Genomic DNA, 26,036 nt, shown 5'->3' with positions numbered 1-26,036 from the left:
GATATGGATAAAAACATGACGCTGGAAAAGCGCATTGCTGCGGAGCTGTACTGCTATCAGGGCAAAATGAGCGTGTTCGTGGACGACCTGCAGGGCCATACCGTGGAGGTGGGCGCGGACGAAGAATTTGAGACGGCATCCACCATCAAGGCGTTCATTCTCGCTGCATTGTATTTGCAGGCGCAGCGCGGCAAAGCAGACCTTGCCGAAGAGATCACCTATGAGCAGAGCCAGTTCGTGGACGGCAGCGGTATGCTGCGCGCGCTGGGCGTGGGCGCAAAGCTCAAGGTGAAGGACACCGCCACCATGATGATCATTTGCTCGGACAACATCGCCACCAATATGATCATCGACTATCTGGGACTGGATACCATCAACGCCTGCATCCGGGAGCTGGGCTTTGCGCATACTGTGCTGCACAATCCGCTGCACTTTGACCGCTACCGCCGGCTTGGCACCACCACGCCGCGCGACTACGCGGCGCTGTTCGCCCGCATTGCAAAAGGGGAGCTTGTCAGCCGGGAAGCCAGCGCGGAGATGCTTGCCATCCTGCGCCAGCAGCACTACAACACCATGCTGACCCACGACTTCCCGCAGTATTACCTCGACTGCGAGGAGACCGGCGCGCCGGAGCTGATCTGGGTAGCCAGCAAGAGCGGCAGCATGAACGCCTGCCGCAACGACGGCGGCATCGTCCACACCCCCTACGGCGAGTATGTCATCGTGCTGATGAACAAGGATTTTCACGATATCATCGAGTACAATGAACACCCCGCCATGGTGTACGGTGCCCGCGTCTCGCGGATGATCCTGGATCAGGTGCTGGCCTGTGAGGGCCGACTGTCCCTGTCCTGAGACGCACGTTCTCCCAAAGAACAAAATTGGAAAAATAAAAGGAATTATAACAATGGGTATCACGCTCTCGCCATGGATGATGGCGTTTCTCGTTCTGATGACGGGCTTTGCAGGCTTTGTGGATTCGGCAGCCGGAGGCGGCGGTCTTATCAGCCTGCCGGCCTATCTGTTTGCCGGGCTTCCGCCCCACTACACCTATGCTACCAACAAATTCAGCGCCGCCTGCGGCACCACTTTTGCCACAGCCAACTTTTTCAAAAACGGTGCAATGAACCTGAAGGTGGGCATCCTTGCAGCCATTGGCAGCTTTGCGGGCAGTGCCCTGGGGGCACATATCGTGCTGCTGCTCAGCGATGAACTGCTGCGCACCATGATGTTCCTCATCCTGCCAGTGGCGGCAGTGGTCATTTTGTGGCAGCGCGACCTGCCGGACCAGAACCGGGACGACGGCACCCTGAACCTGAAAAAGATCCTGCTGGCGCTGGGCATCGGCTTGGGCATCGGCCTGTACGACGGCATCGTGGGCCCGGGCACCGGCACCTTTGCCATCATTGCCTTTACCACCCTGATGGGCTTTGACCTGCGCACCGCCAACGGCAACGGCAAGGTGCTGAATCTTGCCAGTAACTACGCCAGCCTGTTCACCTATCTGATGAACGGTCTGGTGGTGTTCCACATCGGCATCCCCTGCGCCGTCAGCAACATTCTGGGCAACCTGCTGGGGTCCCATTTCGCCCTGAAAAAGGGTGCGCGCTTCATCCGTCCTATGATGCTGGTGGTGCTGGTGCTGCTGCTGGGCAAGCTCATCTCGGACGCAGTGCTGTGAGCGCCGGGCGCGCCAGAGGCTCCCTCTCCGAGGGAGCTGGCAAAACCGTCAGGTTTTGACTGAGGGAGTTTGCGCCCGTTTCCCGCTGCAAAAAAACAAGTCGGGCAGCCCGCAGGCTGCCCGACTTTGCTCGGATGATCTTTTTTCGGTGGTCGCTTATTCCAGCACCAGCCCTTTGTCAAAGAATGCCAGACCAAATGCACCGGGGCCTGCGTGGGTGCCGATGACGCAGCCGATCTGGCGCACCAGCGGTTCGCCCATGTGCAGATTTTCACGGAAGTAGTTCTCGATGGGCTGCACTTCCCGCAGGCTGGAAGAATAACCGGCAACAGCGGCAAAGTCCGGGCTGATGCCGCCCAGCTCTTCGATCTTCTTGAACAGGGCCACATAGGCACCGGGCAGGCCGCGGGCCTTACCGGCCATGGCTACCTTACCGTCCTTGATGGTGATGAGGGGCTTGATGCCCAGCATCCCGCCCGCGACGGCCACAGCGGCAGGCAGACGGCCACCCTTGCGCAGATACTTCAGATCGTCGATGGCGGCAACCAGATGCAGGTGCTCCTTGGCGTGCTCCAGATCGGTGGCGATCTGCACCAGCGTCTTGCCTGCGTCACGCAGCTGCACGGCCAGACGCACCAGCAGCGATTCACCCAGACACACGGTGGCACTGTCCACAAACAGCACGTTGTCTACATTGGCGAGGTCTGCGGCCAGCTTTGCGCACTGCCATGTGCCGGACAGCTCGTGGGACAGGAAGATGCCAAGCACTTCGTCCCCGGCGGCAGCGGCTTCCAGATAGAACTTCTCGAACAGCTCCGGGCTGGGCTGGCTGGTGGTGGGCAGCTTGCGGCAGCTGGCCAGATGGGCATAGTACTCGGTTGGGGTCATGTCGATGCCATCCCGCAGGATGCTGCCATCCTCCAGCGTCACGTTCAGAGGAATCACGGTCACGCCCAGCTGCTCGGCTTCGGCGGGCAGGATGTCGGACGCAGAATCGGTGAGAATACGGATCATAAAATACCTCCGGATTTCCGGTAAAAACAAATTCAAGTCATGTTTCCCGACGCTTTGCAACAAAACGTCGGGAAACATTATACCAGAATCCACAGGGAAAAGTCAATTACCTGAGCGAAAATTGCTTCGTCCCAGCGCAAAATACTTGCGTAAAAGCCGCTGCTTATGATAAGATAGGCGCTGAGAACCGCACGGCAGGGAGGGCAGGCCATGGAGCAAAAGGCAAAAACAAGGGCGCTGCTGGCTGCGTTCGGCTGCGCACTGGCCTACCTGCTGGCAGGAAAAGTGCTGGCATTTCTGCCTGCCCCGGCGTGGGATGTGCGGGCGCTGAGTTTTGTGTACCACTGCATCGCTGCACCTGTCGTGGAGGAACTGGTGTTCCGCGGGGTCATCCAGCAGCTGGCGCAGCCCTTGGGCAGATGGCAGGCCGCGGCGCTGCAGGCGGTACTGTTTGCGGTGCAGCACGGCACCCCGGCGGGCATGGCGTGGGCGCTTGGCTGCGGCCTTGTGCTGGGCGCACTTCGTGAACGCACCGGCAGGGTATGGCCGGGGATGCTTTTGCATACATTGAATAATCTGCTGGTTTTTGCAGCAGGATAAAGGGGAACCTATGACCGATTCTGAACTGATGGGCCTTGCGCTGGAAGAAGCCCGCAAGGCGGCTGCACTGGGCGAGGTGCCGGTGGGGGCCGTGGTGGCCCGCAACGGCGAAGTGGTAGCTGCCGCCCACAACACCCGCGAGACCGAAAAAAACGCCCTGCATCATGCAGAGCTGCTGGCCATTGATGCCGCCTGCAAAAAGCTGGGCGGCTGGCGGCTGTGGGAGTGCGAGCTGTTCGTCACGCTGGAGCCGTGCCCCATGTGCGCCGGGGCCATCATCAACAGCCGTATCCGGCGGGTGGTATACGGCGCGGCAGACACTAAGGCGGGCTGCTGCGGCAGTGTGACTGACCTGTTTGCAATGCCCTTCAACCACCACCCGGTGGTAGAGCAGGGGCTGCGCGCAGAGGAAGCACAGGAGCTGTTGCAGGCGTTTTTCAAGGATCTGCGGGCACGGCTTGCGGCCCGGCCGAAGTGGAAACCGCCTGTATGACCGGCATGGAATATGAAGAAACCGTAAAAAAGTGGAAGCTGCGTGAAAAAGTAGGCGGCTTCCACTTTCTTTTTTCGGCAAATTGTGCTATATTATTTAATGGTGTTTTGTCGAAACCCATCTTATGCAGCTGTCTGCCGCGCCGAGCACCGGACTTTGACCGGATAAGAAATGGACGCTGAACGGACGGCGATGGGCCGCACAGACATCTCCTGCACGGCATACCTTTGCAGTGCAGAGATCACGACAGGAGGACTATACTCTTGTACGAAGATGAATTTGAACTGACGTTCAATCTGTCGGGTGAGGAGCCGCAGCCGGAACAGGCTGCACAGGAGCCGCCCGTACCGCCAAAGCCAAAGGCGGCAGCACCCGTGGTGGACGAACCCACCCGGGTGATGGTGCTGGAAAAGCCCCAGCCTGCGCCGCAGCCGGAAATGCCGGAGCCTGTGCAGGAAGAGCCGGAGAAAACACCGGCACCTACCGTGCAGGCAGCAGCCAATGGCCGCTGTGTGCTGATCTCCGGCGGCGACCGCGGCATTGGTGCCGCTGCGGCCCGGGCGTTCTATGCGGCGGGCTACCGCGTGGCGGTGCTGTACCACAGCAATGCCAAAGCCGCTGCAGAGCTGGAAAAACAGCTGCCCGGCATCACCGCCGTGCAGTGCGATGTGGCGTCCCGCGCCAGCTGCGAGCTTGCGTTCCGCACCGCAGAACAGGCACTGGGCCGTGTGGATGTGCTGGTGAGCAATGCGGGCATCGCCCAGCAGAAGCTGTTCACCGACATCACCCCGGAAGAGTGGCAGCATATGCTGGACGTGAACCTGACCGGTGCGTTCCACCTGTGTCAGCTGGCGTTGCCGGGTATGATCCGCCGCAAGGCCGGACGCATCCTGACCGTGAGCAGCATGTGGGGCCAGACCGGCGGCAGCTGCGAGGTGCATTACTCTGCAGCAAAGGCAGGCCTGATCGGCCTGACCAAGGCTTTGGCCAAAGAAGAAGGCCCAAGCGGCATCACAGTGAACTGTGTTGCGCCCGGGGTCATTGATACCGATATGATGGCAGCATTCACCGCCGAGGATAAGGCCGCGCTGGCCGAAGAGACCCCTGTGGGCCGTCTTGGCAGCGCAGACGAAGTGGCGCAGCTGCTGGTGTTCCTTGCCGGCGAGGGTGCGGGCTACATCACCGGTCAGGTGTTCGGCGTGAACGGAGGACTTGTGATCTGATGCGCAGGAACACTTTATTACAGGATTTCCCCCGGCGGGAGCATCCCCGGAGCAAGAAGGAGAGAGCAAAATGGGCATGACTTTAAAGGAACTGTTGACGAAAGGCGAAGGCACCATTTCGGCCAAGGAGGCCAAGGCGCTGGCTGCACAGTGCAGAATGGATGAGGAAACGCTCTACACCCTTCTGGAAGAACGCGGCATCAAGGTTCTGGAAGAGGATGCAGAGCCTACGCTGGATGTGGACAGCATCATGGCCGAGGTCGAGAATGCCGAGAACAACAACGATGATATGGGCATCAGCGAGGACGAGGAAGAGCAGAGCGAGGAGAACCCTGCAGACCTGAAGGCTGCCATGGACGAACTGCTGGACGACCCCGTTAAGAACTACCTCAAGCAGATCGGCCAGATCCCGCTGCTGAGCGCGGAGCAGGAGGTGGAGCTGAGCCGCCGCATCCATGCCGGTGCCGAGGCGGCGCACATCCTGCAGGCCGACCGCCAGAAGTACGGCGGGCCGGAGTACATCAAAAAGAACAGCGCCCGTTTCTCGTTTGAAGAGGATGAGAACAGCCGCAGCTATACCGAAGATCTGGACGAGGAGGGCAACGAGAAGCCCAGCGAGGATGCCGAGGAAAAGGCTGCCGAAGAGGAAGCTATGGAGGCTGTGGAGAACGGCCCCCTGAGCGACGAAAAGCGCGCTGAGCTGCTCAAGACCCGCCGCGATGGCCTGAACGCCCGCCGCAGCCTGAGCGAAGCAAACCTGCGTCTGGTGGTGTCCATTGCCAAAAAGCATGTGGGCCACAATCTGGCATTCCTGGATCTGATCCAGGAGGGCAACATCGGCCTGATCAAGGCTGCCGAGAAGTTCGACTGTGACCGCGGCTTCCGCTTCTCCACCTATGCAACCTGGTGGATCCGTCAGGCCATCACCCGTGCCATTGCGGATCAGGCCCGTACCATCCGCATTCCGGTGCACATGGTGGAGACCATCAACCGGATGCGTCAGGCCACCAACCAGCTGGTGTACCAGAACGGCCACGAGCCGACCCCGGAAGAGTTGGCAAAGGCCATGGATATGAGCGTGGAGCGTGTGCGCGAGATCCAGCGCATGGCACAGGAGCCGGCAAGTCTGGAAAGCCCCGTGGGTGAGGAAGAAGATTCCTCTCTGGGCGATTTCGTCGCAGACGAAAACGCCGAAGCCCCTGGCAAGGCCGCAGACCGCGCCATGGTGGCACAGCAGATCAATCTGGCTCTCAAGAGCCTGACCCCTCGTGAAGAGAAGGTCATCCGCCTGCGCTTTGGTCTGGACGATGGCCGTCCCCGTACGCTGGAAGAGGTTGGCCGTGACTTTGGCGTTACCCGTGAGCGTGTGCGCCAGATCGAGGCAAAGGCGATCCGCAAGCTGCACAGCCGCAAGTGCCTGTCCCTGCTGAACGGCCTGATCGAGTGATAAAGTAAGACTCCTTCAGTCATCGCTGCGCGATGCCAGCTCCCTCAGAGAGGGAGCCCTTGGCAAAACCGGAAAGTTGTCCGTACTGCCAAAGGCCCCATCTCCGAGGGGGCTGTCTGCGTAAGCAGACTGGGGGAGTTTTTTCGTAAAAAACGACTTTTTTGCAAAAATCCAGATTTTTTTGCAAAAACCTCTTGCCAAACGGTGGAAACTGTGGTATTATAACTGAGCTGTGATTGCGCTGCTATAGCTCAGTTGGTAGAGCGCATCCTTGGTAAGGATGAGGTCTCCAGTTCGAATCTGGATAGCAGCTCCAGCTCAGATGCCCTGAAGTCGAAAGATTTCGGGGCGTTTTTCTTTTGTAGATCGTTTCTGCTGTGCGGGTCCGGAACAGGGCAGAGCGGGCTTTGAACGGCTCTTTCAGGCTTTTTTGCGTTTTTCGTAAATTCATGCTTGACAAGCGGACGCTTTTTCGATATAATAAAGCACGTTCCGGCGGTAAGCGCCGCGCGAAACTTGAGCGATCATGGCCCGGTAGCTCAGTTGGTTAGAGCACCAGCCTGTCACGCTGGGGGTCGTCGGTTCGAGCCCGATCCGGGTCGCCATTTGCTGCTATAGCTCAGTTGGTAGAGCGCATCCTTGGTAAGGATGAGGTCTCCAGTTCGAATCTGGATAGCAGCTCCACAGCAGACACCTCGAAGCCTTAGGACTTCGGGGTGTTTTTTTGTTGTATGACTGCAAAAGCAGGCTGACGGAGTGCGGATTGCTTTGAGTACAAAAACAAAACGCACAGGCTCCGAAGAACCTGTGCGTTTATGGCAGGGGTAGTAAGTTTCGAACTCACGGCACGCGGTTTTGGAGACCGCTGCTCTACCAGCTGAGCTATACCCCTATAGGCATTCGCTGAATGCTTTGTTATTATAGCCGATGCAAAGGCGAATGTCAAGCATTTCTTTCAAGATTCAGGCATTTTTCGTGCCGCAGCTGCAACAGCCTTCTTTTTTATCGGATGCAGGCAGCTGGCTGGAAAGCTGTTCCAGCGTTACGCTGTCGATATACTGGTTGATCACCTCATCAAGGCCGGTCCAGAAGGGCAGGGTGAAGCACTGCTCCCACATGGGGCACTCGTTGGTCTCGCTGCCAAGGCAGGGAATGGGTGCCACGCTGCCCTCAATGGCGCGCAGGATCTCGCCGGCGGTGTAGTCGGCAGGGGCTTTGGTCAGGCGGTAGCCGCCCTGACTGCCGCGCTCGCTTTTTACAAGGCCCACACGGGCCAGCGGGGTCACGATCTGCTCCAAATATTTCAGGCTCAGGTTCTGCCGCTCACTGATCTCCTTCAGGCTCACGGTGGTGCCCGGCGCATAACGTGCCAGCTCGGCCATCAGGCGCAGGGCATAACGGCTTTTGGTCGAAAATTTCATGGCGATCCTCTCCTTATTGCTTCCTATAGTATAGCACGTTGCTCGGATTTTGCAAAGGTATCCTCTTGTGCAAACAAAAAAGGTCTGTTATCATAGGATGGATAAGAGGATATTATAAGGAGTGAGAGTATGAGTGAGAAGATCACGGCTGCCGATGCCATCCGTCTGCTGGATGCACACGAGGCGGCTGCTGTAGATGTCCGGGAGCCGGACGAGTTTGCCGTGGGCCACATCCCCGGCGCAAAGCTGCTGCCACTGGGTCAGGTGCTGAGCCGTGCGGCTGAGGTGCTGCCGGATAAGAACGCTGTATGGCTGATCTACTGCCGCACCGGCCGCCGCAGTGCCGATGCCGTGCGCAAGCTGGAAAGCCTTGGCTACACCCGCCTGTACGATCTGGGCGGCATCCTGAGCTGGCCCTATGAGATTGAGGGCGACTTTGAAGGGCATTTTTAAAAAGAAAGAAGGATCACTCCATGTCGTTCCACGCAAAAGATTTTGCCGGCAGTCACTGCGGCTGCCGCTACCAGCAGGACTACCGCCCCACCTTGGGCCGCGACGGCAAAAAGGAATCCGGCACGCTGGAGGTCATCAAGTTCTATTACGATGGTGCCATCCGCTTTGAGCAGCACTGCTACGGCGAAGCCGCAACCTTCGTGTTCGGCGTATGGGCATCCGGCATGGACGAGGACGGCACCCTGCACTGGGTGCTGCCCGACCGCCGCAAGAGCTACTACGACGAGGCGTATCTGCCCAAAAAGCTGGACCGCGTGGACGAGACGGGCAATCTTTACTTTGACGGCAGCAATTTTCCGTGGAAGCTGGCGGACGATTTTGCCGAGGATAAGCGCTGGGGCTACCCCAAGTGGAAGGTGGTACTGGGAAAACTGACCGGAAAGGGCAAAAAAGGTGACTGAATCACGAAAATCCAGTATTCATATTGACATACTAGGGAATGATATGGTATAACTTATCCGTTGAAAGGATTCCGCATCTGCACAGGGCATTCAAGGCTCCCGCAGACGCGTTCAATAAGAAAGGATCATTCCTATGGAAAACATGGAAAAAGTGGTTTATCTGGATAATGCTGCCACCACTCCCTGTGCTCCCGAGGCACTGGAAATGATGGTCAAAGCCCTGAGCGGTGCCTGCGGCAACCCCAGCAGCCATTACAGTGTGGGCTATGAGGCTAAGGAATTCGTGGACACCGGTCGTGCGCAGGTGGCAAAGGCCATCAATGCAAGTCCGGCTGAGCTCTTCTTTACCAGCTGTGGCTCCGAGGCCGACAACTGGGCCGTAAAGGGCACCGCCTTCACCAAGGCACGCCAGAACAAAAAGCACCTCATCACCAGCGCTTTCGAGCACCATGCCATCATGCACAGCATGGCTGCACTGGAGCGCATGGGCTTTGAAGTGACCTATATCAAGCCCACCGCCGAGGGCTACATCCGTCCCGAGGACGTGGAAGCTGCCATCCGTCCCGATACCGCGCTGGTCAGCATCATGATGGCCAACAACGAGATCGGCACCATCCAGCCCATCAAGGAGATCGCCGAGGTCGCTCACAAGCACGGTGTGTGGATGCACACCGACGCGGTGCAGGCTGTGGGTGCCATCCCCGTGGATGTGAAGGAACTGGGCGTGGATATGCTGTCCATGAGCGCCCACAAGTTCAACGGCCCCAAGGGCATGGGTGCCCTGTATTGCCGCAAGGGCGTATGGCCCCAGAACCTGATCGATGGCGGCAGTCAGGAGGCCCGCCACCGTGCAGGCACCGAGAACGTGGCTGGTATTGCTGCCATGGGCAAGGCACTGGAGATCGCCACTGCGCATCTGGATGAGCGCATGGCCCACGAGAGCGAGCTGCGCGATTATGTCATTGACCGCGTCCTCAAGAACATCCCGGAAGCCCGCCTGAACGGCGGCCGCAGCCCCCGTCTGCCCAACAATGTGAACATCAGCTTCCCGGGTCTGGAAGGCGAGACCATCCTGCTGGATCTGGATATGCACGGCATCTGCGCCTCCACCGGCTCTGCCTGCAACTCCGACAGTCTGGACCCCAGCCACGTCCTGCTGAGCATCGGCGTGCCTGAGGAGATCGGCCACGGCTCCATGCGGTTCACCTTTGGCCCGCAGAACACCATGGAAGAAGCAAAATATCTGTGCGACGTGCTGGAGGAAGTGATTCCCCGCCGCCGTGCTATGAGTTGTATGTGGCTGCAGGGCCAGAACACGGCCCGCCAGTTCAGCCTGAAGGGAGAGCAGTAATTATGGCAAGCATGTATAGCGCAAAGGTCATGGAGCATTTTGCAAATCCGCACAATGTGGGTGAGATCCCCGACGCAAACGGCGTGGGCGAAGTGGGCAACCCCAAGTGCGGCGATATCATGCGCATGTACCTGAAGATCGAGAACAACGTGATCGTGGATGTCAAGTTCCTCACCTTCGGCTGCGGTGCCGCCATCGCCACCAGCAGCATGGCCACCGACCTCATCAAGGGCAAGACCATCGACGAGGCGCTCAAGCTGACCAACAAGGCCGTTGTGGAAGCTCTGGAAGGTCTGCCTCCCATCAAGGTGCACTGCTCTGTTCTGGCCGAGCAGGCCGTCAAGGCTGCTCTGTCCGACTACTACCGCCGTCAGGGCATCGATCCGGAACCCATCGTGGGTAAGCTCGAAGAGGACTGCGACCACTGCGAGAGCTGCGGCCACTGATCCCCGCATTATGGAAGCCTGCTATTGGACAATGTGCCCGATGGCAGGCTTCTTTTTTGTGGAAATGGGAATCCTTTACAGCATATTGAAAAATGATATAATAGAGAAAAGATTGTTGCCTTTTCAAAAAAGGAGGAAATATGAAAAAATGCAAACTTGCGGCGATGGCATGGTTAAGTGTATGTATTGTTCTGTTTACTTCCTGTGGCAATTCTGCGGGGGTGTCTGCTGGTTCCACTAGCGAGGTAAAAAGTACGGCTGTAAGCGAAAGCACAGCGGAAGAAAAACAGCCCTATGAGATACTTCGTGAGAAAGAAGATGAAACAAAACAGATTGCGGCAGACGAAGAACAGCAGGTAAAAGAACTTCAAGATGCGCTGAATGCAGTTAATTTCTATTATGAAGAATTTGACGGCGGTGATGCTCTGATGGGGGTAAGCCCCAATTGCGAAAATAACGAAAAACAGGGAAAAAGCTGCATTGTCCCAGTTATTTATGTTTTTGGTCCGTCGGTGGACCCAATAGCATGTATAGGGTTTGATTACATAGGTGATACGTATCTGGATATGGATACGGTGGAAATTGATACGGTTAACTATAGATATACCTATGGAAACACAACGTTTATAACTGATGTTCAGAAGGACAAGCTGACAATATCTCCGAATGGCGATGAAAAAACAGAAGAGGCTGCATTTCGCCTTGCGACAGAAGATGACTTGGATGCATTAGTGGATATTGTGGAATCGGATGAAGTTGGTCTGACATTCGCAAAATACAACACCGCAAAGCCGGTTTTCGTAGAATGCGAAATGCCGGAAGAAGATAGACAGGCTATCACAGATGTGTTGAATGCGTATTACCTGTATCTGAATGCCAGTGAGAAGGTGCGTGCAAAAGCACTTGCAGATATTTCGTATACAGAAGTTGAATCGTGAATAGGAGGAGATAAGAATGCGGAGAAAAATTTCAGCGATCCTTGTAACAGTGCTGATAATGCTGATGGTAATGCCAATGGGGGCTTTTGCGGCAGTGCCTTCGGTGCAGGAAGTGGAAACGCTGATTGCACAGATCGGGACAGTCACGCGCGAGAACCGCAGTGCAGTCGAAAAGGCTGTCAATGCTTATAACCAGTTAGACGATGCTTCTAAAGCGGGCGTGTCAAATTTTGATGTGCTGGCCGAAGCACAGCAGATTCTTGGCATCAAGGACGCGCTGGCGAAATTGAATGTCGAACACGATAGAGTAGAAAATAATTACACAATATCGGATTCTTATGTTGAGAGTACGCTGAATACAGGGCTATGTATGATTGCACCGAGCATTCGTGTTTATGGTGATAGAGACGAACTGGTTTTAATGATTTCTTTTGTCTATGTTGGAGATGAACTCCTAAATGCAAATAGGGTCATCGTGCGAGTAGGGGATAACAAATATACTTATAATCAAGATGCCTTTAGTGCGATCGGCCGAGATATTTGTAAAATCAATACGGGTAAACTCAAATGGGTGGAGGGTTTTGTAACAAGAGCAGAAGATTTCGATATTGAACTGCTGCGGGATGCATTAAGTTCACAGGAAGCAATTTTCCGATTTAGCGGATATCAGAACTATGACTATGTATTAACGCAGCAAAATCGTCAGGCTATCACGGATGTACTGAATGCCTACAATCTTATGTGCTCTGTCAGCCCGGACGTATTGCGCAAAGCGCTGGCATGACTTTTGAACTGTGAGAACAGGCCGTTTTGAAAAGTTGGCACTGTTGTATCCTATCCGATTTGTAATAAACTGACTATAAAATATCATAAGTTTATAAAAACACCCTGTTCACCTACTCGTTCACGAAAAATTCATATATTGTTCAGAATGAGTTCACCACTTTTCGGTATAAGTAGGGCAACACAGGCGCAAAGAGCGCCGAACTCCCACGGAAGCGGACGAAGAACAGGGCAAAGAACGGTTCACGGCACGCGCTGCAATGCAGGTGCGTCGGCCCCGGAAAACGTCCCGCCGCACAGGAAAGGAAACGAGTTAGTATGAAAATTGGTTTTTGGGAACTTGTCGTCATCGTGATCGTGGCGTTCGTGTTCATCGGCCCGGATCAGCTGCCCGTCTACGCAAAGAAGATCGGCAAGATGCTGCGTGAACTGAAAAAGTACACCGGCGCTGCTTCTGAGGAGATCCAGAAGAACGTTGTGGAGCCGCTGAATGAGATCCAAGCTCCCTTGAAGGAAGCTGTTGCCCCGCTGACCGATATCAAGAAGGATATCGACAACAGCGTCAAGGATGTGACCAAGAGCTTTACCGGTATCGGCAAGACCAGCAAGGAGGAAGCTGCCAAGGCGGAAGCCGCCGAGGAAGTGACCGAGCTGACCGAGGAGCCGGTGGAAGAGCTGGAAGAGGACGCTGCATCTGCCGCCAAGGCAGAGGAGAGCACTCCCGCTGAGGAGACCGCTGCACCTGCCGAGAAGGCCGAAGAACCCGCCGCCCCGGTTGAAAAGGCTGAGCCTGCCGCTGCACCCGCAGAGGAAAAGGCCGAGCCTGCTGCAGAAGCGGCTCCCGCACAGGAAGCTGCCGAGGCTGCTCCTGCGGCCGAGCCGGTGGAGGAAGACCCTCGTCAGAATGATGTTCTGCCGAAGGACTGATTACTTACTGGATGCACCCGCGCCCGCGGTTGCCTGATACATGCAATAAGCCCGCCACGCGGCGCGGCAAAGTAAAAAGGAGATTTTTATTATGCGTATTGGTACTAACGAACTGCTGATCATCCTGGTCGTCGCTCTGCTGATCTTTGGACCCAAGAACCTGCCGAAGCTGGGCAAGATGTTCGGCAAGACCATCAACGGCTTCAAGAAGGGCATGGAGGACGAGGAAGGCTCCGATGATTCCGCGGAGAAGACCGAGAAGCAGGTTTCCAAGAAGGACGAAGACGAGGAGTAATTGTGGCTACGAACGTTAAGCGCAAAAAGAAAAAAGCCGAAGTCATGGCAGAGGACGGCAGCATGACGCTGACCGGCCATCTGAAAGAACTGCGGAACAGGCTGATCATCTGCGCGGTGGTGTTCGTGGTGGGTGTTGTGGTCTCGCTGGCATATGCCGACCGTCTGATCGATCTGCTCACTGCCATGGGCCGCGACTATTACGAGTTTGTTTCCATTGCCCCGCAGGAAAAGCTGATGCAGTATTTCCGCGTCTCCATTCTGGCAGGCGTGGTGGTCACTGTGCCGGTGGCGTTCTACCACATCTATGCATTTGCAAGGCCGGGTCTGAAACGGAGCGAGAGCACCTTCTTCAAGCTGGTCATGCTGCTGGGCCTTATCCTGTTCTGCGTGGGCGTGCTGTTCGCCTACAAGCTCATGATGCCCTTCATGCTGCGTTTCCTCAGCACCGGCATCGAGGGTGCCGAGTACATCCAGACCACCACCAGTATCGAGAGCTATGTCAACCTCTGCTTGACCATGTTCATCATTTTTGGCTGCGTGTTTGAGATGCCTCTGATCACCATCATCCTGTCCAAGATGGGCATTATCAACCCGCAGCTGCTCAAGCAGGTGCGCGGCGTTGCCATCGTGATCATCTTCTTTATCGCGGCCGTTGTCACCCCGCCGGATATCGTGTCTCAGTGCATGGTGGCCGGCCCCATGGTGCTGCTGTACTTCATCAGCATTCTCCTGAGCGGCATCTTCTATAAGCCGAAAGAGGACGATGATGACGAAGAGGATGACGAGGATGAGGACGAAGAGTAAGCTCTGACTTCTGGTTTTCTGTTTTATCATTGCAAAAGCAAAGGCTGCTGCGCCATTTGGTGCAGCAGCCTTTTTGTATGTGGAAAATGCTTCCGGTGCAGAGCGTAATCGCGTGGGGCCGTGGCCAGCAGACGCTGGGTGCCACAACTCGTCCAAAGCGAACGCGGAGACAATTTTAAATCGTCGTTGCTTAGTCTATACAAGCCACCCGCCCTGTGCTAGAATGAAACCAACAAATCAAAGGCGGTGAAACCATGCACCCACTCCCGGAATATCCTCGCCCGGCTATGCGCCGGGACAGCTATGAGAACCTGAACGGCCTGTGGAAGTACGCCATTACTCAGACGGCAGAATACCCCGCTGCGTGGGACGGCAGCATTCTGGTGCCCTACTCTCCGGAAACAAAGGCCTCCGGCGTGGGCCGCACCCTGCAGCCCGGCCAGTGGCTGCACTACCACTGCACCTTTGCTCCCCCTCCGGGAGAAGGGGGTCGGGTGCTGCTGCACTTCGGCGCGGTGGACGATGCCTGTGCGGTGCAGGTGAACGGTCATCTGGTGGGCGGCCATCGGGGCGGCTACTGGCCCTTCACACTGGATGTCACCGCCCAGCTCAACGATACGGGCCGCAACAGCCTGTGGGTGGCCGTGCAGGACCCCACGGACAGCGGTACGCAGGCCCGGGGCAAGCAGACCCTGAAGCCCGGCGGCATGTTCTATCCGGCCCAGAGCGGCATCTGGCAGACGGTCTGGCTGGAGCGTGTGCCGGAAAACTACATCCAGTCGCTCACGGTCACGCCGGACTACGATGCCCGCACCGTGACCGTGAAAGCCCATACTTCCATGCCCGGAGGTGCAGTGAACCTGTGGGCCGTGGTGCGGGCCGGGGGCGTGACCATTGCCGAGGACTGGGGCAGCGACGAAGCGGACCGGGACGGCGAGGTGACGCTGAACATCCCGGAGGAACATTTCTTTCCGTGGAGCCCGGATACCCCGTTTTTGTATGACCTGACCGTGGGCACCACGCAGGGAGGAGAGGAACAGTTCGACACCGTGCACAGCTACTTTGCCCTGCGCAAGTGGAGCTGTGAGCCGGATGCGCGGGGCGTGCTGCGCTTCTGCCTGAACGGAAAGCCCATCCTGCTCAACGGCCTGCTGGACCAGGGCTACTGGCCGCAGGGCCTGTATACCCCGCCTTCCGATGCAGCGGTGGAGCGGGAGCTGAGCGAGGTGAAAGCGCTGGGATTCAACCTGCTGCGCAAGCACGCCAAGATCGAGCCGCAGCGCTGGTACTACCACTGCGACAGGCTGGGCCTTGTGGTCTGGCAGGACATGGTGAACGGCGGCAGCAGATACAACCTGTGGTTCGTCACCTACCTGACCAATGTGCTGCAGCCCCTTGTGCGCCGCCTGCCCGACGCAGAGCCGCTCTGGGGCCTGCTGAGCCGCGGAAAAGCATCCAGCCGGGAAACATACCGCAAAGAGCTGCAAGCCACCGTGGAAGCCCTGCGCTGCCATCCGTGCATCGGCTGCTGGGTACCCTTCAACGAAGGCTGGGGCCAGTTTGATGCGGCCGGGGCAGTGCAGGCCATCCGCACGCTGGACGATACCCGCCTTGTGGACGAGGCCAGCGGTTGGTATGATCAGGGCGGCGGAGATGTGTGCTCCATCCACAACTATTTCTATCCGCTGCATGTAAAGCCCGGAAAGCGCACTGTGGCCCTGAGTGAATACGGCGGCATTGCATGGCCCATGCCGGGGCACGAAGCACCGGGCAAAACCTACGGCTACGGCACGGTCAAGAGCCGCGCAGACCTGACCGCCCGCTGCAAAAAGCTGCAATTGGGCACGGTGCTGCCGCAGCTCAAAAAAGGACTCTCGGCGCTGGTGTACACCCAGCTGACGGATGTGGAAGATGAGGTGAACGGTCTGTTTACCTATGACCGGGCCGAGATCAAGCCGGATGCCAATGCCGTCCGCTCGGTGAATGCTGCCCTTGCCGCAGAGTTCGCAAAAGTGACGCGGTGAAAGAAAAAACTCCCTCAGTCATCGCGCAGCGATGACTGAGGGAGTTTTATGTTACAGCAGCTCTCAGCTGTTGGCGCTGTTGTTCACGATCTTTTTGGCGGGCAGCTTGTTCATGGCAGAGCTGTCCAGATCGTGTGCCAGCTCTGCACCGCCTGCGGCCAGTGCGTCGTCCAGCTCGCCGCCCTTCATATCGCTCAGGATCTGGCTGCGCAGGTCGTCCAGCGAAGAAACGCTCAGCGGGTCTACACGCACCATCAGGAGCAGGGTGTGGCTGTTGATCTGCACGGCAGCGGCTTCGCCGTAGGAAAGGCTGCGCAGAGCATCGGCTGCGCCATCCTGCGTAAAGGCCGAAGCAACATCGCTTTCGGTCAGCAGCTCGGTCTGGACGCTGGCGCTGTCGTCGGAAGTTTCGCCGTCCAGCACAGCGTAGATGTCCGGCAGGGCATTCTGTGCGGTCTCATGCAGGACACTCACCTGATCCGAGACCGTCTCGCCGCCTGCGGCGTTGACGCTGTCGGCAGCGGCCTGTGCCAGCTTGAGCATCTCGGCCTTCTGGTCATCGTCCGCAAAGGCGTAGGTGCTGGTATTGTACAGCGGGATGCTGATGTAGCAGATCTCATACATGCTGTCGTCCAGATGGCTGGTCAGCTCGTCGTCCTCCACCGGGGTCTCGCCGTCCGGGCCGTAGACCATATCCAGCAGGGCGGTGTGCTCCACCTGCAGACGTTCATATGCCTTGACGGTCTCCAGACCAATGCCGTTGGCGGTGTAGGTGTCGCCGTACTGGTCCATCATCTGCTGGGCATAACGGTCGGCAGTGGAAAGCTGATCTGCAGTCAGCTCACCGCCCAGCGCCTTGAAGCGGGCATCCACAGCGGCCAGCGTTTCCAACGTTTCCTGCGTTTTCTGGGCCACATAGTCGCTCACAACTGCGGTCTCGCCGCTGTCAGAGTCGGTGGTGATGGTCTCTTTCAGGAAGGCTTTTACGTCGGTGGTGTCCTGATCGGTGCCGGCAAGCTGGGCGGCCTGCTGGTAAGCACCGTACTGTGCCAGCAGATACATGCCGGAGGTGATCTCAAAATCACCGATGCTGCCCACGGTGTCCGGGGCGGAAATGGTGCAGCCCACAAGGCTGAACACCAGTGCAAGTGCGCAGATCAGCGCGAGAAGTTTCTTTTTCATGGTAATGCTCCTATGATGTTTATTTTTGCTCGGCGGAGGCAAGGATCTCTGCCATCGCCTTGAGGATGCTTTGCAGCAGCTCCAGCGGCTTTTCGTCGGGCTGAAGCGTGACCGAGAGATAGGGCCGGTTGCCTGCACCGGCGGTGACGCGGCCATTGAAGGCCACCAGCAGGCCCCGGATCATGGGCAGCTCCAGACTTTCCAGCTGCAGGGTGAGGGTGTCCTTTTTCTGGGTCACTTCGGTCACGCCCACAGTGCTGGCCTGCACGCGTACCAGCGACACGTTGACCAGATCGCTTACCGAGGGCGGCGGGTCGCCGTAGCGGTCGATGAGCTCGTCCAGCACATCGGCGGCATCCTCTGCCGTCTGGATGGCGGCAATACGCTTATAAGCTTCAATGCGGCCCGGGCCGTCTGCGATATATTTCTCCGGGATGAAGGCATCCACCCGCAGGTCCACAAGGCATTCGCTCTTGTCCCGCCGGACAGGTTCGCCCTTGGCCCGGGCGATGGCCTGCCCCAGCATCTTCACGTAGAGGTCGTAGCCCACGGCCTCCATGTGGCCGTGCTGGCTGTGGCCCAGAAGACTGCCCGCACCCCGGATCTGCAGATCCCGCATGGCGATGCGGAAGCCGGAGCCGAAGGCCGTGAACTCCCGGATAGCGGAGAGCCGCTTCTGGGCGATATCGGTCAGGGTCTTGTCCCGCCGGAAGGTGAAGTAGGCATAGGCCTTGCGGCCGGAGCGGCCCACCCGGCCTCTGATCTGGTACAGCTGGGCAAGGCCCATGCGGTCAGCGTCCTCGATGATGAGGGTGTTGCAGTTGCGCACATCGATGCCGGTCTCGATGAGAGTGGTGCACACCAGAATATCGATCTCGCCGTTCAGCAGATGCTGCCACACGGGGTTCAGCTCTTCCTCGGTCATCTTGCCGTGGGCAATGCCGATGCGTGCGCCGGGCACCAGCTTGCTCACATGGGCGGCGCAGGCTTCGATGTTGTCCACCCGGTTGTGCAGGTAGTACACCTGCCCGCCCCGGGCAAGCTCCTTCTTCATGGCTTCGGCAAGGATCACGTCGTTGTATTCCAGCACAAAGGTCTCCACGGGCTGCCGCTCGATGGGCGGCTGCTCGATGGTGGAAAGGTCCCGGATGCCGCTCATGGCCATGTTCAGCGTGCGGGGGATGGGAGTGGCCGACAGGGTGAGCATGTCCACCCCGATGAAGTTCTCCTTGAGCTTTTCCTTGTGCTTCACACCGAAGCGCTGCTCTTCATCGATGATGACAAGGCCGAGGTCATGGAACTTCACGTCCTTGGACAGCAGCCGGTGGGTGCCCACCACGATGTCCACACTGCCCGCCTGCAGGCCCCGGAGGGTCTCCTTCTGCTGTTTTGTGGTGCGGAAGCGGGACATCATCTCCACTTTCACGGGGAAGGCTTCCATGCGGGAAAGAATGGTGTTGTAGTGCTGCCACGCCAGCAGGGTGGTGGGGGCAAGGATGGCGCACTGCTTGCCGCCCATCACGCACTTGAAGGCGGCGCGCAGGGCCACTTCGGTCTTGCCCACGCCCACGTCGCCGCACAGCAGGCGGTCCATGGGCCAGCCCTTTTCCATGTCCTGCTTGATCTCGGCGGTGGCGTTCAGCTGGTCGTCTGTCTCGTCGTAGTCAAAGCGGGTCTCAAAGTCCCGCTGCCAGTCGCCGTCCGGCGGGAAGGCGTAGCCCGTGGCCTGACGGCGGCGGGCGTAGAGCTCGATCAGTTCCTGCGCCATTTCCTCGGTGGCTTTTTTTACCTTGGCGCGGGTGCGCTGCCACTCGGCACCGCCCAGCTTTGCCAGCTTTACCTTTTCCTCGTCGCCGGGGGCGGTGTAGCGGCTCAGCAGGTCCAGCTGGGTCACCGGCACGTACAGCACGTCCGAGCCGGAATACTGTACCTTGAGGTAATCTTTCGTGGCACCCTGCACTTCCAGCCGCTGGATGCCCGCATACATGCCAATGCCGTGGCTCTGGTGCACCACATAGTCCCCGGGCTTGATGTCCGAAAGGCTGGAAAGGGCGTTCTTGTTCTTTTTGCGCTTCTTGGTCTCGGCGGAGGTCTCTTCCTCCAGACCGTGCCTGCGGCTGGACAGCACTGCCGCATGGGCAAACGGAAAGGTGCACCCGGCGGTTAGATGGCCCGGCAACACCTGTACGATGCCTTTTGTGGGCCGCACATCCCGGCTCATGCTCACGGAGTAGCCCTTGTCGGCAAGGTCGCGGGTGAGGGCGGCGGCACCCTTGGGCGTTCCGGAAAACAGGGTGACGGCATAGCCCTGCGCAATGAGCGGGTCAAGGTCTTCTCGCAGGGAGACAAGGTCGCCGTTCCAGTTGGGGGCGGCAAAGGCCTCGGCGTTGATGAGGTCTTTCAGCTTAAATTCGTTCATGCCGCGCAGGAAGTTCTCGCACAGCAGGGTGCTCTGCTTCTGGGCGGCAGCGGCAAGGTCGTCCATGGTCTGGTAGAGTACATCCAGCCCGGGGCAGAGCACACCCTCTTCCAACAGGCCGGTCAGCTCTTCGCTGCGACGGAACTCGGTGGCCTTCTGGGCATCCCGGATGCCGCCCACCTCGTCCAGAATGAACAGCGGTGTGTCCAGATGATCCAGCAGGGTGGCCGGGCTCGGATAGCGCAGGCCGTAGTATTTATCCATGGCTTCCGGCATCAGGCCGGAGTCCAGCTGAGCAAGGTCGGCTTCCGTGGCCTTTTCCAGTGCGGTGCGGTGCCGGCCACGTGCCTTTTTGATGGCGGCACGCAGGGCCTCGGCAGTCTCGGCGGTATCGCCGAACAGCACCTCGCGGGCAGGGGAAAGATAGATCTTTTCCAGTGCGCTGTCCCGCCGCTGGGTGAGCAGGTCGAAGGAAGAAATGGAATCGATCTCGTCGTCCCAGTACTCCACGCGGGCAGGCTGGCGCATATCCGGCGCATAGATATCCACGATATCGCCGCGCACACTGAACTGTCCCGGGCCGTCCACCTGACTGCGCCGCACATACCCGGCGGCGAACAGCCGGGCCACAAGACCCTCACGGTTATACACCATGCCGGGTTTGAGGGTAAGAGTGTTCTTTAAAAATTCATCCCGGGGCACGGTGTACTGCAACAGCGCTTCGGCGGGCACGCAGACCGCGTTCAGCCGCCCGCCTGCAAGGGAGCCCAGCACCGAAAGGCGGCGGTACTCGTACTCGCGGCCCGCGCCCTCCACTGGGCGCAGCATAAAGTCCCGGGGCGGGAACACCGCAGCGGCAAGCCCCAGTGCCTTGAGGTCGTCCGCAAAGTGGGTGGCCTCGGCCTCGCCGGGGGTCACGATGCACAGCACCCGGCCAAGGTCTTTTTGCAGCGCGGCGTACAGCAGGGCACGGCCTGCGGGCGGCAGACCGAACAGCGCGGCAGGGCCGGGCTTTGCAAAGCTGGCGGCGATCTTCTGATATTCCGGTGTGGCCTTGAGTAAGGCTTCGTACATGGAAAAACCTCCTTTCCTGCTGGGATGACGATTTGAAATTGCCGCCGCATTCGCTTTGGCAATGGCAGAGGAATGATTATTTTTTATTTGCAGCAGAGAAAAGCCTGCGGGCTTTTCTCTGCTGCTTTTTCACGAGAGGGGGCGTGACCTCAAAATGCATCAAAGAACATAAATGCAGCTTGCCAGTGCTGCCCCACTCGGTGAAAATGTGTTTGGAGCGGCCCGCAGGCCGCGACAAACACAAACAATAAAAATAAAATTCCGCTGAAAATGCCCAGAGCGCAAGCGGAGGGCGTTTTAAATGGGGCTCTTACCCGTTATATTTGCTCTGTGCCAGACTCAGCTTGCCGTCCATGATGAGCTTTGCGGCGGCTTCCAGATCAGGGTAGCGGCCGCTCAGAGCCTTGGCATCCTCTGCCGGGAACTTGCCCAGCACCCACGCGGCAAGGTCGTAGTCCGGGTGGGGCTTGGCACCCACGCCGATGCGGATGCGGGGGAAGTTCTCCCCGCCCAAGCGGACGATGATGCTCTTCAGGCCGTTATGTCCGCCTGCGGAGCCGGAGGGCCGGATGCGCAGCTTGCCGGGGTTCTGGGTGATATCGTCGCACAGAACGATGACGTGGTCGGCAGGGATCTTGAAAAAGCCCGCCGTGGGGGCGATGGAGTCGCCCGAAAGGTTCATGTAGGTCAGGGGCTTGAGCAGCACCACCTTGTGGCCGTCCACTTCGCCCTGACCCCACAGGCCTTCAAATTTGGTTTTGCTGACCGAAATGCCCCACTTGTCGGCCAGATAGTCCAGCGCGGCATAGCCCGCATTGTGGCGGGTGCCGTCGTATTTTGTTTCCGGGTTGCCAAGACCGGCGATCAGCCAGATGTCATTTGTATTCATGAGTGTTATATTTTCCTTTTTGTGATAAATTGTCCGATGCAAGTCCTAAGTATAACATACGCGCGTGCAAAAAGATATACATTATAAGCGAAAAAGATGCACCTGCAAACAAAAACCGCCGCGCAGGGCCATCCTGTGCAGCGGTCTGTACGCGAAAAACGGACAGCTTACTTGCTCTGCTCGTCTTCCAGCTTCTTTTTTTTGGCAATGTAGGCTTCCATCTTGGGCTCTGCCCAGCCCTCCAGATTGGTCTGGCGCTCCCGGGCGATGCCCAGCGCCTGTGCGGGCACGTCCTTGGTGATGGTGCTGCCGGCGGCGGTGTAGGCACCATCGCCCACCTTCACGGGGGCCACAAGGTTCGTGTTGCAGCCGATGAAGCAGTAATCGCCGATCTGGGTGCGGAACTTATCCTTGCCGTCGTAGTTGCAGGTGACGGTGCCGCAGCCGAAGTTGCAGTACTTGCCCACATCGCTGTCGCCGATATAGGTCAGGTGGCTCACCGTGTTGCCCCGGGCAAAGTTGGAGTTCTTGGTCTCTACATAGGCACCCAGATGCACGCCGTAGTCGGTGACGGTGTTCACCCGCACATGGGTGAAGGGGCCGATGTTGTTGTGAGGGCCGATGTGGCTGCTGTATACCTGACTGGCGTTGACGGTGCTGCCCTCGTCTACGATGCTGTCCTCGATGAGGGTGTTGGGGCCGATGATGCAGCCCGCACCGATGACCGTTCTGCCGCGCAGGATGGTACCGGCCAGAATGACGGCACCCGGGGCGATGACCACGTCCGGTGCGATCTGCACGGTGCGGCTGTCGATGATCACGCCGTTTGCGATGTGCTGCAGCAGAATGACCTCGCGGGCGGCTTCGGCGGCATCCAGCTGCTCACGCGCTGCATTCAGCGCAGCAGAAGAAACAGAATTTTCCATACGATAGATCTCCCTTCCGGCACGGCGGCTCCCGGCGGGTGGATGATAAGGCCCGACCCGGAAAAATGATGCATCCATATCCAAAGATGGATACAACAGAAGCTTTGCGCCGACAAAAAAGAAAAAGCTGAAATTACAGGGATAGAAAGTTGTATCCAACAGACGGATAATCCGCATCAGAAAACGAAAAACCTCTCGAACTTTCTCCCATTCTATACTACCTTAAAACTTGGCAAATTTCAAGGGATTTGCATAAAAAATAACAGACAAATTCGGGATTTTGCATGGTGGAAAGGAATGGATTTTCTGGTATAATAGTTTAGCATTCACAAACAATGTTCATCGGTCGAGTTTTTAAGACAAGGCAAACGATGAGACTGCGGTGCGGCTGTGCTGCAGTCACGAATGGGAGGTAAACAACGCATGAGCAAAAAGTATCTGTACTACTTCAGCGAAGGCAATGATGCTTTCGGCGGCGACAAAGTCACCATGAAGAATACTCTGGGCGGCAAGGGTGCTGGTCTGGCAGAAATGACCGCAGCCGGTATGCCGGTGCCGCAGGGTTTCACCATCACCACCGACGCCTGCACCCAGTATTATGCAGACGGCCGTCAGATCAATGACGAGATCACTGCTGATATCTTTGAGCACCTCAAGGGTCTGGAAGAGATCACTGGCAAGAAGTTCGGCGATAACCAGAACCCCCTGCTGGTCTCCGTCCGTTCCGGCGCACGTCAGTCCATGCCCGGCATGATGGACACCATCCTGAACCTGGGCCTGAACGACGAGGCTGTTGAAGGTCTGGCAAAGAAGACCGGCAACGCCCGTTTTGCATACGACTGCTACCGCCGCTTTGTGCAGATGTTCGCGGACGTCGTTATGATGGTCCCGAAGAGCCTGTTCGAGGTCGAGATCGACAAGATGAAGGAAGCCAAGGGCGTCAAGAACGACGTTGACCTGACTGCTGATGACCTGAAGGAACTGGTCGGTGTCTTCAAGAAGATCTACGAAGAGAACGAGGGCAAGCCGTTCCCCCAGGATCCCCGCGATCAGCTGATCGAGGCTGTCAAGGCCGTCTTCCGCAGCTGGGACAACCCCCGTGCAAATGTCTATCGTAAGATGAACGAGATCCCTTACGAGTGGGGCACCGCTGTCAACGTTCAGCAGATGGCATTCGGCAACTCTGGCGACCGCTCCGGCACCGGCGTTGCATTCACCCGTGACCCCGCCACCGGCGCTAAGAAGCTGATGGGCGAGTACCTGATCAATGCACAGGGCGAGGACGTTGTTGCCGGCGTGCGCACTCCTTCTCCCATCAGCCACCTGAAGGATCAGATGCCTGAGGTGTACGATCAGTTCGTTGAGATCGCAACCCGTCTGGAGAACTACTTCCGCGATATGCAGGATATGGAGTTCACCATCGAGGACGGCCATCTGTACATGCTGCAGACCCGTAACGGCAAGCGTACCGCTCAGGCTGCTCTGCAGATCGCATGTGATCTGGTGGACGAGGGCATGATCACCGAGCAGGAAGCTGTCCTGCGCGTGGAGCCCAAGCAGCTGGATACCCTGCTGCATCCCCAGTTCGACGCCGCTGCCCTGAAGGCCGCCGAGGTCGTCGGCAAGGGTCTGGCAGCTTCTCCCGGTTCTGCCTGCGGCCAGATCGTCTTTACTGCTGAAGAGGCAGAGGAGATGGTCAAGTCCGGCAAGATGAAGAAGGTCGTTCTGGTCCGTCTGGAGACCAGCCCCGAGGATATCGTGGGCATGCAGGTCTCTCAGGGCATCCTGACCGTCCGCGGCGGCATGACCAGCCACGCAGCTGTTGTTGCCCGTGGTATGGGCACCTGCTGTGTCTCCGGCTGCGGCAATGACAACGAGGTCAAGATCGACGAGGAGGCCAAGACCTTCGAGATCAACGGCCACAAGTTCGCCGAGGGCGACTGGATCTCCATCGACGGCTCTACCGGCAACATCTACGGCGAGCAGGTCGCTACTGTGGCCGCTACCGGCAATAAGAACTTCAACCGCTTCATGGGCTGGGCAGACGCTGCTCGTCAGCTGCTGGTCATGACCAACGCTGATAACCCGCGCGACGCACAGCAGGCAGTGGATCTGGGTGCTGAGGGCATCGGCCTGTGCCGTACCGAGCACATGTTCTTCGCAGAGGATCGCATCAAGGCTGTGCGTGAGATGATCTGCGCACGTACCGTGGAAGAGCGCGAAGCTGCTCTGGCCAAGGTCGAGCCGTTCCAGCAGGGTGACTTCGAGGCCATGTACCGCATCATGGGTGAGCGCCCGATGACCATTCGTTATCTGGATCCGCCTCTGCACGAGTTCCTGCCCACCAAGGACGAGGACATCAAGGAGCTGGCTGCCGATATGGGCATGACCTTTGATGACCTGAAGAACGTGGTTACTTCTCTGCACGAGTTCAACCCCATGATGGGTCACCGTGGCTGCCGTCTGGCTGTTACCTACCCTGAGATCGCAGCCATGCAGACCCGCGCTGTGATCAAGGCTGCTCTGAACGTCTCTGCTGAGACCGGCCATGTGATCACCCCGCACATCATGATCCCGCTGGTCGGCGAGGTCAAGGAGCTGAAGTTCGTCAAGGACGTTGTGGTCAAGGTCGCAGACGAGCTGATCGCTGCTGCAGGCGTTGAGATGAAGTATCAGGTCGGTACCATGATCGAGATCCCCCGCGCAGCCCTGACTGCCGGCGAGATCGCCAAGGAAGCCGAGTTCTTCAGCTTCGGCACCAACGACCTGACCCAGATGACCTTCGGCTTCAGCCGTGATGATGCCGCCAAGTTCCTGGGCGCATACTACGAGAACAAGATCTACGAGAGCGATCCGTTCCAGCATCTGGATCAGATCGGCGTTGGCAAGCTGGTCAAGATGGCTGCACACGACGGCCGCGAGACCCGTCCCGATCTGGGTCTGGGCATCTGCGGCGAGCACGGCGGCGACCCCACGAGCGTGGAGTTCTGCCACAATGTCGGTCTGGACTACGTCAGCTGCTCTCCCTTCCGTGTGCCTATCGCACGTCTGGCTGCCGCTCAGGCTGCTATCAAGAACCCCCGCAAGTGATTGCGTGAGCGCTTGAGAAAGCACGAATAAAGCATAACAAACCGCCCCGGTTTCCGTAACAGGAAGCCGGGGCGGTTTGTTATGCCTTACAGG

At 58.0% G+C, this 26,036-nt stretch carries 24 protein-coding genes and 4 tRNA genes; 21 read left to right on the top strand and 7 right to left on the bottom strand.

Features of this window, described 5'->3' with window-relative positions:
* Positions 1-3: 3 nt before the first annotated feature.
* Positions 4-855: a serine hydrolase gene (locus GKG36_RS05510; protein WP_097774416.1), complete on the top strand. Its 852-nt coding sequence runs from the start codon at positions 4-6 to the stop codon at positions 853-855.
* Between the two features lie 52 nt (positions 856-907).
* The gene (locus GKG36_RS05505) at positions 908-1,681 is read left to right on the top strand and encodes a TSUP family transporter (protein ID WP_097774417.1); all 774 of its coding nucleotides are present in this window, start codon (positions 908-910) and stop codon (positions 1,679-1,681) included.
* A gap of 156 nt (positions 1,682-1,837) precedes the next feature.
* Here the strand turns inward: GKG36_RS05505 and GKG36_RS05500 are convergent, their stop codons facing one another.
* Positions 1,838-2,695, bottom strand: coding sequence for a DegV family protein (locus GKG36_RS05500; protein ID WP_044953264.1), 858 nt, complete (start codon positions 2,693-2,695; stop codon positions 1,838-1,840).
* Positions 2,696-2,905: 210 nt separating this feature from the next.
* Between GKG36_RS05500 and GKG36_RS05495 the strand changes: the two genes are divergently transcribed.
* From GKG36_RS05495 to GKG36_RS05460, 8 genes are all read left to right on the top strand, one after another.
* Entirely contained in the window at positions 2,906-3,295 is a 390-nt protein-coding gene (locus tag GKG36_RS05495; protein WP_154259592.1) for a CPBP family intramembrane glutamic endopeptidase, read from the top strand.
* Between the two features lie 10 nt (positions 3,296-3,305).
* Positions 3,306-3,788 (top strand): nucleoside deaminase, encoded by a 483-nt coding sequence (locus GKG36_RS05490; RefSeq protein ID WP_005937887.1) that lies wholly within the window; start codon positions 3,306-3,308, stop codon positions 3,786-3,788.
* On the top strand, positions 3,785-3,970 hold the full coding sequence (locus tag GKG36_RS05485) for a hypothetical protein (RefSeq protein WP_143405584.1): 186 nt from the start codon (positions 3,785-3,787) through the stop codon (positions 3,968-3,970). Before GKG36_RS05490 ends, GKG36_RS05485 begins: the two co-directional genes overlap by 4 nt.
* Before the next feature lie 81 nt (positions 3,971-4,051).
* The gene (fabG, locus tag GKG36_RS05480; RefSeq protein ID WP_173012890.1) at positions 4,052-5,011 is read left to right on the top strand and encodes a 3-oxoacyl-ACP reductase FabG; all 960 of its coding nucleotides are present in this window, start codon (positions 4,052-4,054) and stop codon (positions 5,009-5,011) included.
* Positions 5,012-5,081: 70 nt separating this feature from the next.
* Positions 5,082-6,458, top strand: coding sequence for a sigma-70 family RNA polymerase sigma factor (locus GKG36_RS05475; RefSeq protein ID WP_005937878.1), 1,377 nt, complete (start codon positions 5,082-5,084; stop codon positions 6,456-6,458).
* 240 nt (positions 6,459-6,698) lie between these two features.
* Positions 6,699-6,774 (top strand) — tRNA-Thr (locus tag GKG36_RS05470).
* Positions 6,775-6,986: 212 nt separating this feature from the next.
* Positions 6,987-7,063: transfer RNA gene (locus tag GKG36_RS05465), tRNA-Asp, on the top strand.
* A gap of 3 nt (positions 7,064-7,066) precedes the next feature.
* Positions 7,067-7,142: transfer RNA gene (locus GKG36_RS05460), tRNA-Thr, on the top strand.
* A 132-nt stretch (positions 7,143-7,274) separates the two neighbouring features.
* Here GKG36_RS05460 and GKG36_RS05455 read toward each other — a convergent pair.
* Together GKG36_RS05455 and GKG36_RS05450 are read right to left on the bottom strand one after the other, a co-directional pair.
* Positions 7,275-7,350, bottom strand: a tRNA-Trp gene (locus GKG36_RS05455).
* A 70-nt stretch (positions 7,351-7,420) separates the two neighbouring features.
* Positions 7,421-7,879, bottom strand: a complete 459-nt coding sequence (locus tag GKG36_RS05450; protein ID WP_005937871.1) for an Rrf2 family transcriptional regulator — start codon at positions 7,877-7,879, stop codon at positions 7,421-7,423.
* Positions 7,880-8,008: 129 nt separating this feature from the next.
* Here GKG36_RS05450 and GKG36_RS05445 point away from each other — a divergent pair, with 129 nt between their 5' ends.
* From GKG36_RS05445 to GKG36_RS05400, 10 genes are all read left to right on the top strand, one after another.
* Positions 8,009-8,332, top strand: a complete 324-nt coding sequence (locus GKG36_RS05445; protein WP_097774419.1) for a rhodanese-like domain-containing protein — start codon at positions 8,009-8,011, stop codon at positions 8,330-8,332.
* Positions 8,333-8,352: 20 nt separating this feature from the next.
* Positions 8,353-8,793: a hypothetical protein gene (locus tag GKG36_RS05440; protein WP_097777163.1), complete on the top strand. Its 441-nt coding sequence runs from the start codon at positions 8,353-8,355 to the stop codon at positions 8,791-8,793.
* Positions 8,794-8,926: 133 nt separating this feature from the next.
* Positions 8,927-10,144: a cysteine desulfurase family protein gene (locus GKG36_RS05435; protein WP_005937861.1), complete on the top strand. Its 1,218-nt coding sequence runs from the start codon at positions 8,927-8,929 to the stop codon at positions 10,142-10,144.
* A gap of 2 nt (positions 10,145-10,146) precedes the next feature.
* Positions 10,147-10,590 (top strand): Fe-S cluster assembly scaffold protein NifU, encoded by a 444-nt coding sequence (gene nifU / locus GKG36_RS05430; RefSeq protein ID WP_005937858.1) that lies wholly within the window; start codon positions 10,147-10,149, stop codon positions 10,588-10,590.
* A gap of 140 nt (positions 10,591-10,730) precedes the next feature.
* Positions 10,731-11,528, top strand: a complete 798-nt coding sequence (locus GKG36_RS05425) for a hypothetical protein (RefSeq protein ID WP_154259590.1) — start codon at positions 10,731-10,733, stop codon at positions 11,526-11,528.
* A 16-nt stretch (positions 11,529-11,544) separates the two neighbouring features.
* Positions 11,545-12,312 (top strand): hypothetical protein, encoded by a 768-nt coding sequence (locus GKG36_RS05420; protein WP_154259588.1) that lies wholly within the window; start codon positions 11,545-11,547, stop codon positions 12,310-12,312.
* 317 nt (positions 12,313-12,629) lie between these two features.
* On the top strand, positions 12,630-13,238 hold the full coding sequence (locus GKG36_RS05415; protein ID WP_097781274.1) for a twin-arginine translocase TatA/TatE family subunit: 609 nt from the start codon (positions 12,630-12,632) through the stop codon (positions 13,236-13,238).
* 91 nt (positions 13,239-13,329) lie between these two features.
* Positions 13,330-13,533 carry a twin-arginine translocase TatA/TatE family subunit gene (gene tatA / locus GKG36_RS05410; RefSeq protein ID WP_097781275.1) on the top strand — a complete coding sequence of 68 codons (204 nt, stop codon included), beginning with the start codon at positions 13,330-13,332 and terminating at the stop codon, positions 13,531-13,533.
* Between the two features lie 2 nt (positions 13,534-13,535).
* The gene (tatC, locus tag GKG36_RS05405; protein ID WP_097781276.1) at positions 13,536-14,339 is read left to right on the top strand and encodes a twin-arginine translocase subunit TatC; all 804 of its coding nucleotides are present in this window, start codon (positions 13,536-13,538) and stop codon (positions 14,337-14,339) included.
* 254 nt (positions 14,340-14,593) lie between these two features.
* Entirely contained in the window at positions 14,594-16,363 is a 1,770-nt protein-coding gene (locus GKG36_RS05400; protein ID WP_154259586.1) for a sugar-binding domain-containing protein, read from the top strand.
* A 63-nt stretch (positions 16,364-16,426) separates the two neighbouring features.
* Here GKG36_RS05400 and GKG36_RS05395 read toward each other — a convergent pair whose 3' ends face one another.
* The 4 genes from GKG36_RS05395 to GKG36_RS05380 all read right to left on the bottom strand — a co-directional run bounded on the left by GKG36_RS05395 (position 16,427) and on the right by GKG36_RS05380 (position 22,853).
* A complete protein-coding gene (locus tag GKG36_RS05395; RefSeq protein WP_097781279.1) occupies positions 16,427-17,545 on the bottom strand; it encodes a foldase in 1,119 nt (372 codons plus the stop codon).
* A gap of 19 nt (positions 17,546-17,564) precedes the next feature.
* Positions 17,565-21,038, bottom strand: a complete 3,474-nt coding sequence (mfd, locus tag GKG36_RS05390) for a transcription-repair coupling factor (RefSeq protein ID WP_154259584.1) — start codon at positions 21,036-21,038, stop codon at positions 17,565-17,567.
* Between the two features lie 310 nt (positions 21,039-21,348).
* Positions 21,349-21,927, bottom strand: a complete 579-nt coding sequence (gene pth / locus GKG36_RS05385) for an aminoacyl-tRNA hydrolase (protein WP_154259582.1) — start codon at positions 21,925-21,927, stop codon at positions 21,349-21,351.
* A gap of 167 nt (positions 21,928-22,094) precedes the next feature.
* Entirely contained in the window at positions 22,095-22,853 is a 759-nt protein-coding gene (locus tag GKG36_RS05380) for a UDP-N-acetylglucosamine diphosphorylase (RefSeq protein WP_097781281.1), read from the bottom strand.
* 423 nt (positions 22,854-23,276) lie between these two features.
* Between GKG36_RS05380 and ppdK the strand changes: the two genes are divergently transcribed.
* Positions 23,277-25,943 carry a pyruvate, phosphate dikinase gene (gene ppdK, locus GKG36_RS05375; RefSeq protein WP_154259580.1) on the top strand — a complete coding sequence of 889 codons (2,667 nt, stop codon included), beginning with the start codon at positions 23,277-23,279 and terminating at the stop codon, positions 25,941-25,943.
* Positions 25,944-26,036 lie beyond the last annotated feature (93 nt).

This window comes from Faecalibacterium sp. BIOML-A1, from assembly GCF_009679715.1.
GTDB lineage: Bacteria > Bacillota > Clostridia > Oscillospirales > Ruminococcaceae > Faecalibacterium > Faecalibacterium taiwanense.
This window is presented reverse-complemented; position numbering and strand designations above follow the sequence as displayed.

Bases quoted from the DNA above. Each gene is read 5' to 3' on its own strand.
- GKG36_RS05505 (WP_097774417.1), top strand. From the start codon at position 908: ATGGGTATCACGCTCTCGCCATGGATGATGGCGTTTCTCGTTCTGATG.
- pth (WP_154259582.1), bottom strand. From the start codon at position 21,927: ATGAATACAAATGACATCTGGCTGATCGCCGGTCTTGGCAACCCGGAA.
- GKG36_RS05400 (WP_154259586.1), top strand. From the start codon at position 14,594: ATGCACCCACTCCCGGAATATCCTCGCCCGGCTATGCGCCGGGACAGC.
- GKG36_RS05435 (WP_005937861.1), top strand. From the start codon at position 8,927: ATGGAAAACATGGAAAAAGTGGTTTATCTGGATAATGCTGCCACCACT.
- GKG36_RS05500 (WP_044953264.1), bottom strand. From the start codon at position 2,695: ATGATCCGTATTCTCACCGATTCTGCGTCCGACATCCTGCCCGCCGAA.
- GKG36_RS05495 (WP_154259592.1), top strand. From the start codon at position 2,906: ATGGAGCAAAAGGCAAAAACAAGGGCGCTGCTGGCTGCGTTCGGCTGC.
- GKG36_RS05420 (WP_154259588.1), top strand. From the start codon at position 11,545: ATGCGGAGAAAAATTTCAGCGATCCTTGTAACAGTGCTGATAATGCTG.
- GKG36_RS05440 (WP_097777163.1), top strand. From the start codon at position 8,353: ATGTCGTTCCACGCAAAAGATTTTGCCGGCAGTCACTGCGGCTGCCGC.
- GKG36_RS05380 (WP_097781281.1), bottom strand. From the start codon at position 22,853: ATGGAAAATTCTGTTTCTTCTGCTGCGCTGAATGCAGCGCGTGAGCAG.
- ppdK (WP_154259580.1), top strand. From the start codon at position 23,277: ATGAGCAAAAAGTATCTGTACTACTTCAGCGAAGGCAATGATGCTTTC.
- GKG36_RS05510 (WP_097774416.1), top strand. From the start codon at position 4: ATGGATAAAAACATGACGCTGGAAAAGCGCATTGCTGCGGAGCTGTAC.
- mfd (WP_154259584.1), bottom strand. From the start codon at position 21,038: ATGTACGAAGCCTTACTCAAGGCCACACCGGAATATCAGAAGATCGCC.
- GKG36_RS05395 (WP_097781279.1), bottom strand. From the start codon at position 17,545: ATGAAAAAGAAACTTCTCGCGCTGATCTGCGCACTTGCACTGGTGTTC.
- nifU (WP_005937858.1), top strand. From the start codon at position 10,147: ATGGCAAGCATGTATAGCGCAAAGGTCATGGAGCATTTTGCAAATCCG.
- GKG36_RS05425 (WP_154259590.1), top strand. From the start codon at position 10,731: ATGAAAAAATGCAAACTTGCGGCGATGGCATGGTTAAGTGTATGTATT.
- GKG36_RS05450 (WP_005937871.1), bottom strand. From the start codon at position 7,879: ATGAAATTTTCGACCAAAAGCCGTTATGCCCTGCGCCTGATGGCCGAG.
- GKG36_RS05475 (WP_005937878.1), top strand. From the start codon at position 5,082: ATGGGCATGACTTTAAAGGAACTGTTGACGAAAGGCGAAGGCACCATT.
- GKG36_RS05415 (WP_097781274.1), top strand. From the start codon at position 12,630: ATGAAAATTGGTTTTTGGGAACTTGTCGTCATCGTGATCGTGGCGTTC.
- GKG36_RS05445 (WP_097774419.1), top strand. From the start codon at position 8,009: ATGAGTGAGAAGATCACGGCTGCCGATGCCATCCGTCTGCTGGATGCA.
- GKG36_RS05485 (WP_143405584.1), top strand. From the start codon at position 3,785: ATGACCGGCATGGAATATGAAGAAACCGTAAAAAAGTGGAAGCTGCGT.
- GKG36_RS05490 (WP_005937887.1), top strand. From the start codon at position 3,306: ATGACCGATTCTGAACTGATGGGCCTTGCGCTGGAAGAAGCCCGCAAG.
- tatA (WP_097781275.1), top strand. From the start codon at position 13,330: ATGCGTATTGGTACTAACGAACTGCTGATCATCCTGGTCGTCGCTCTG.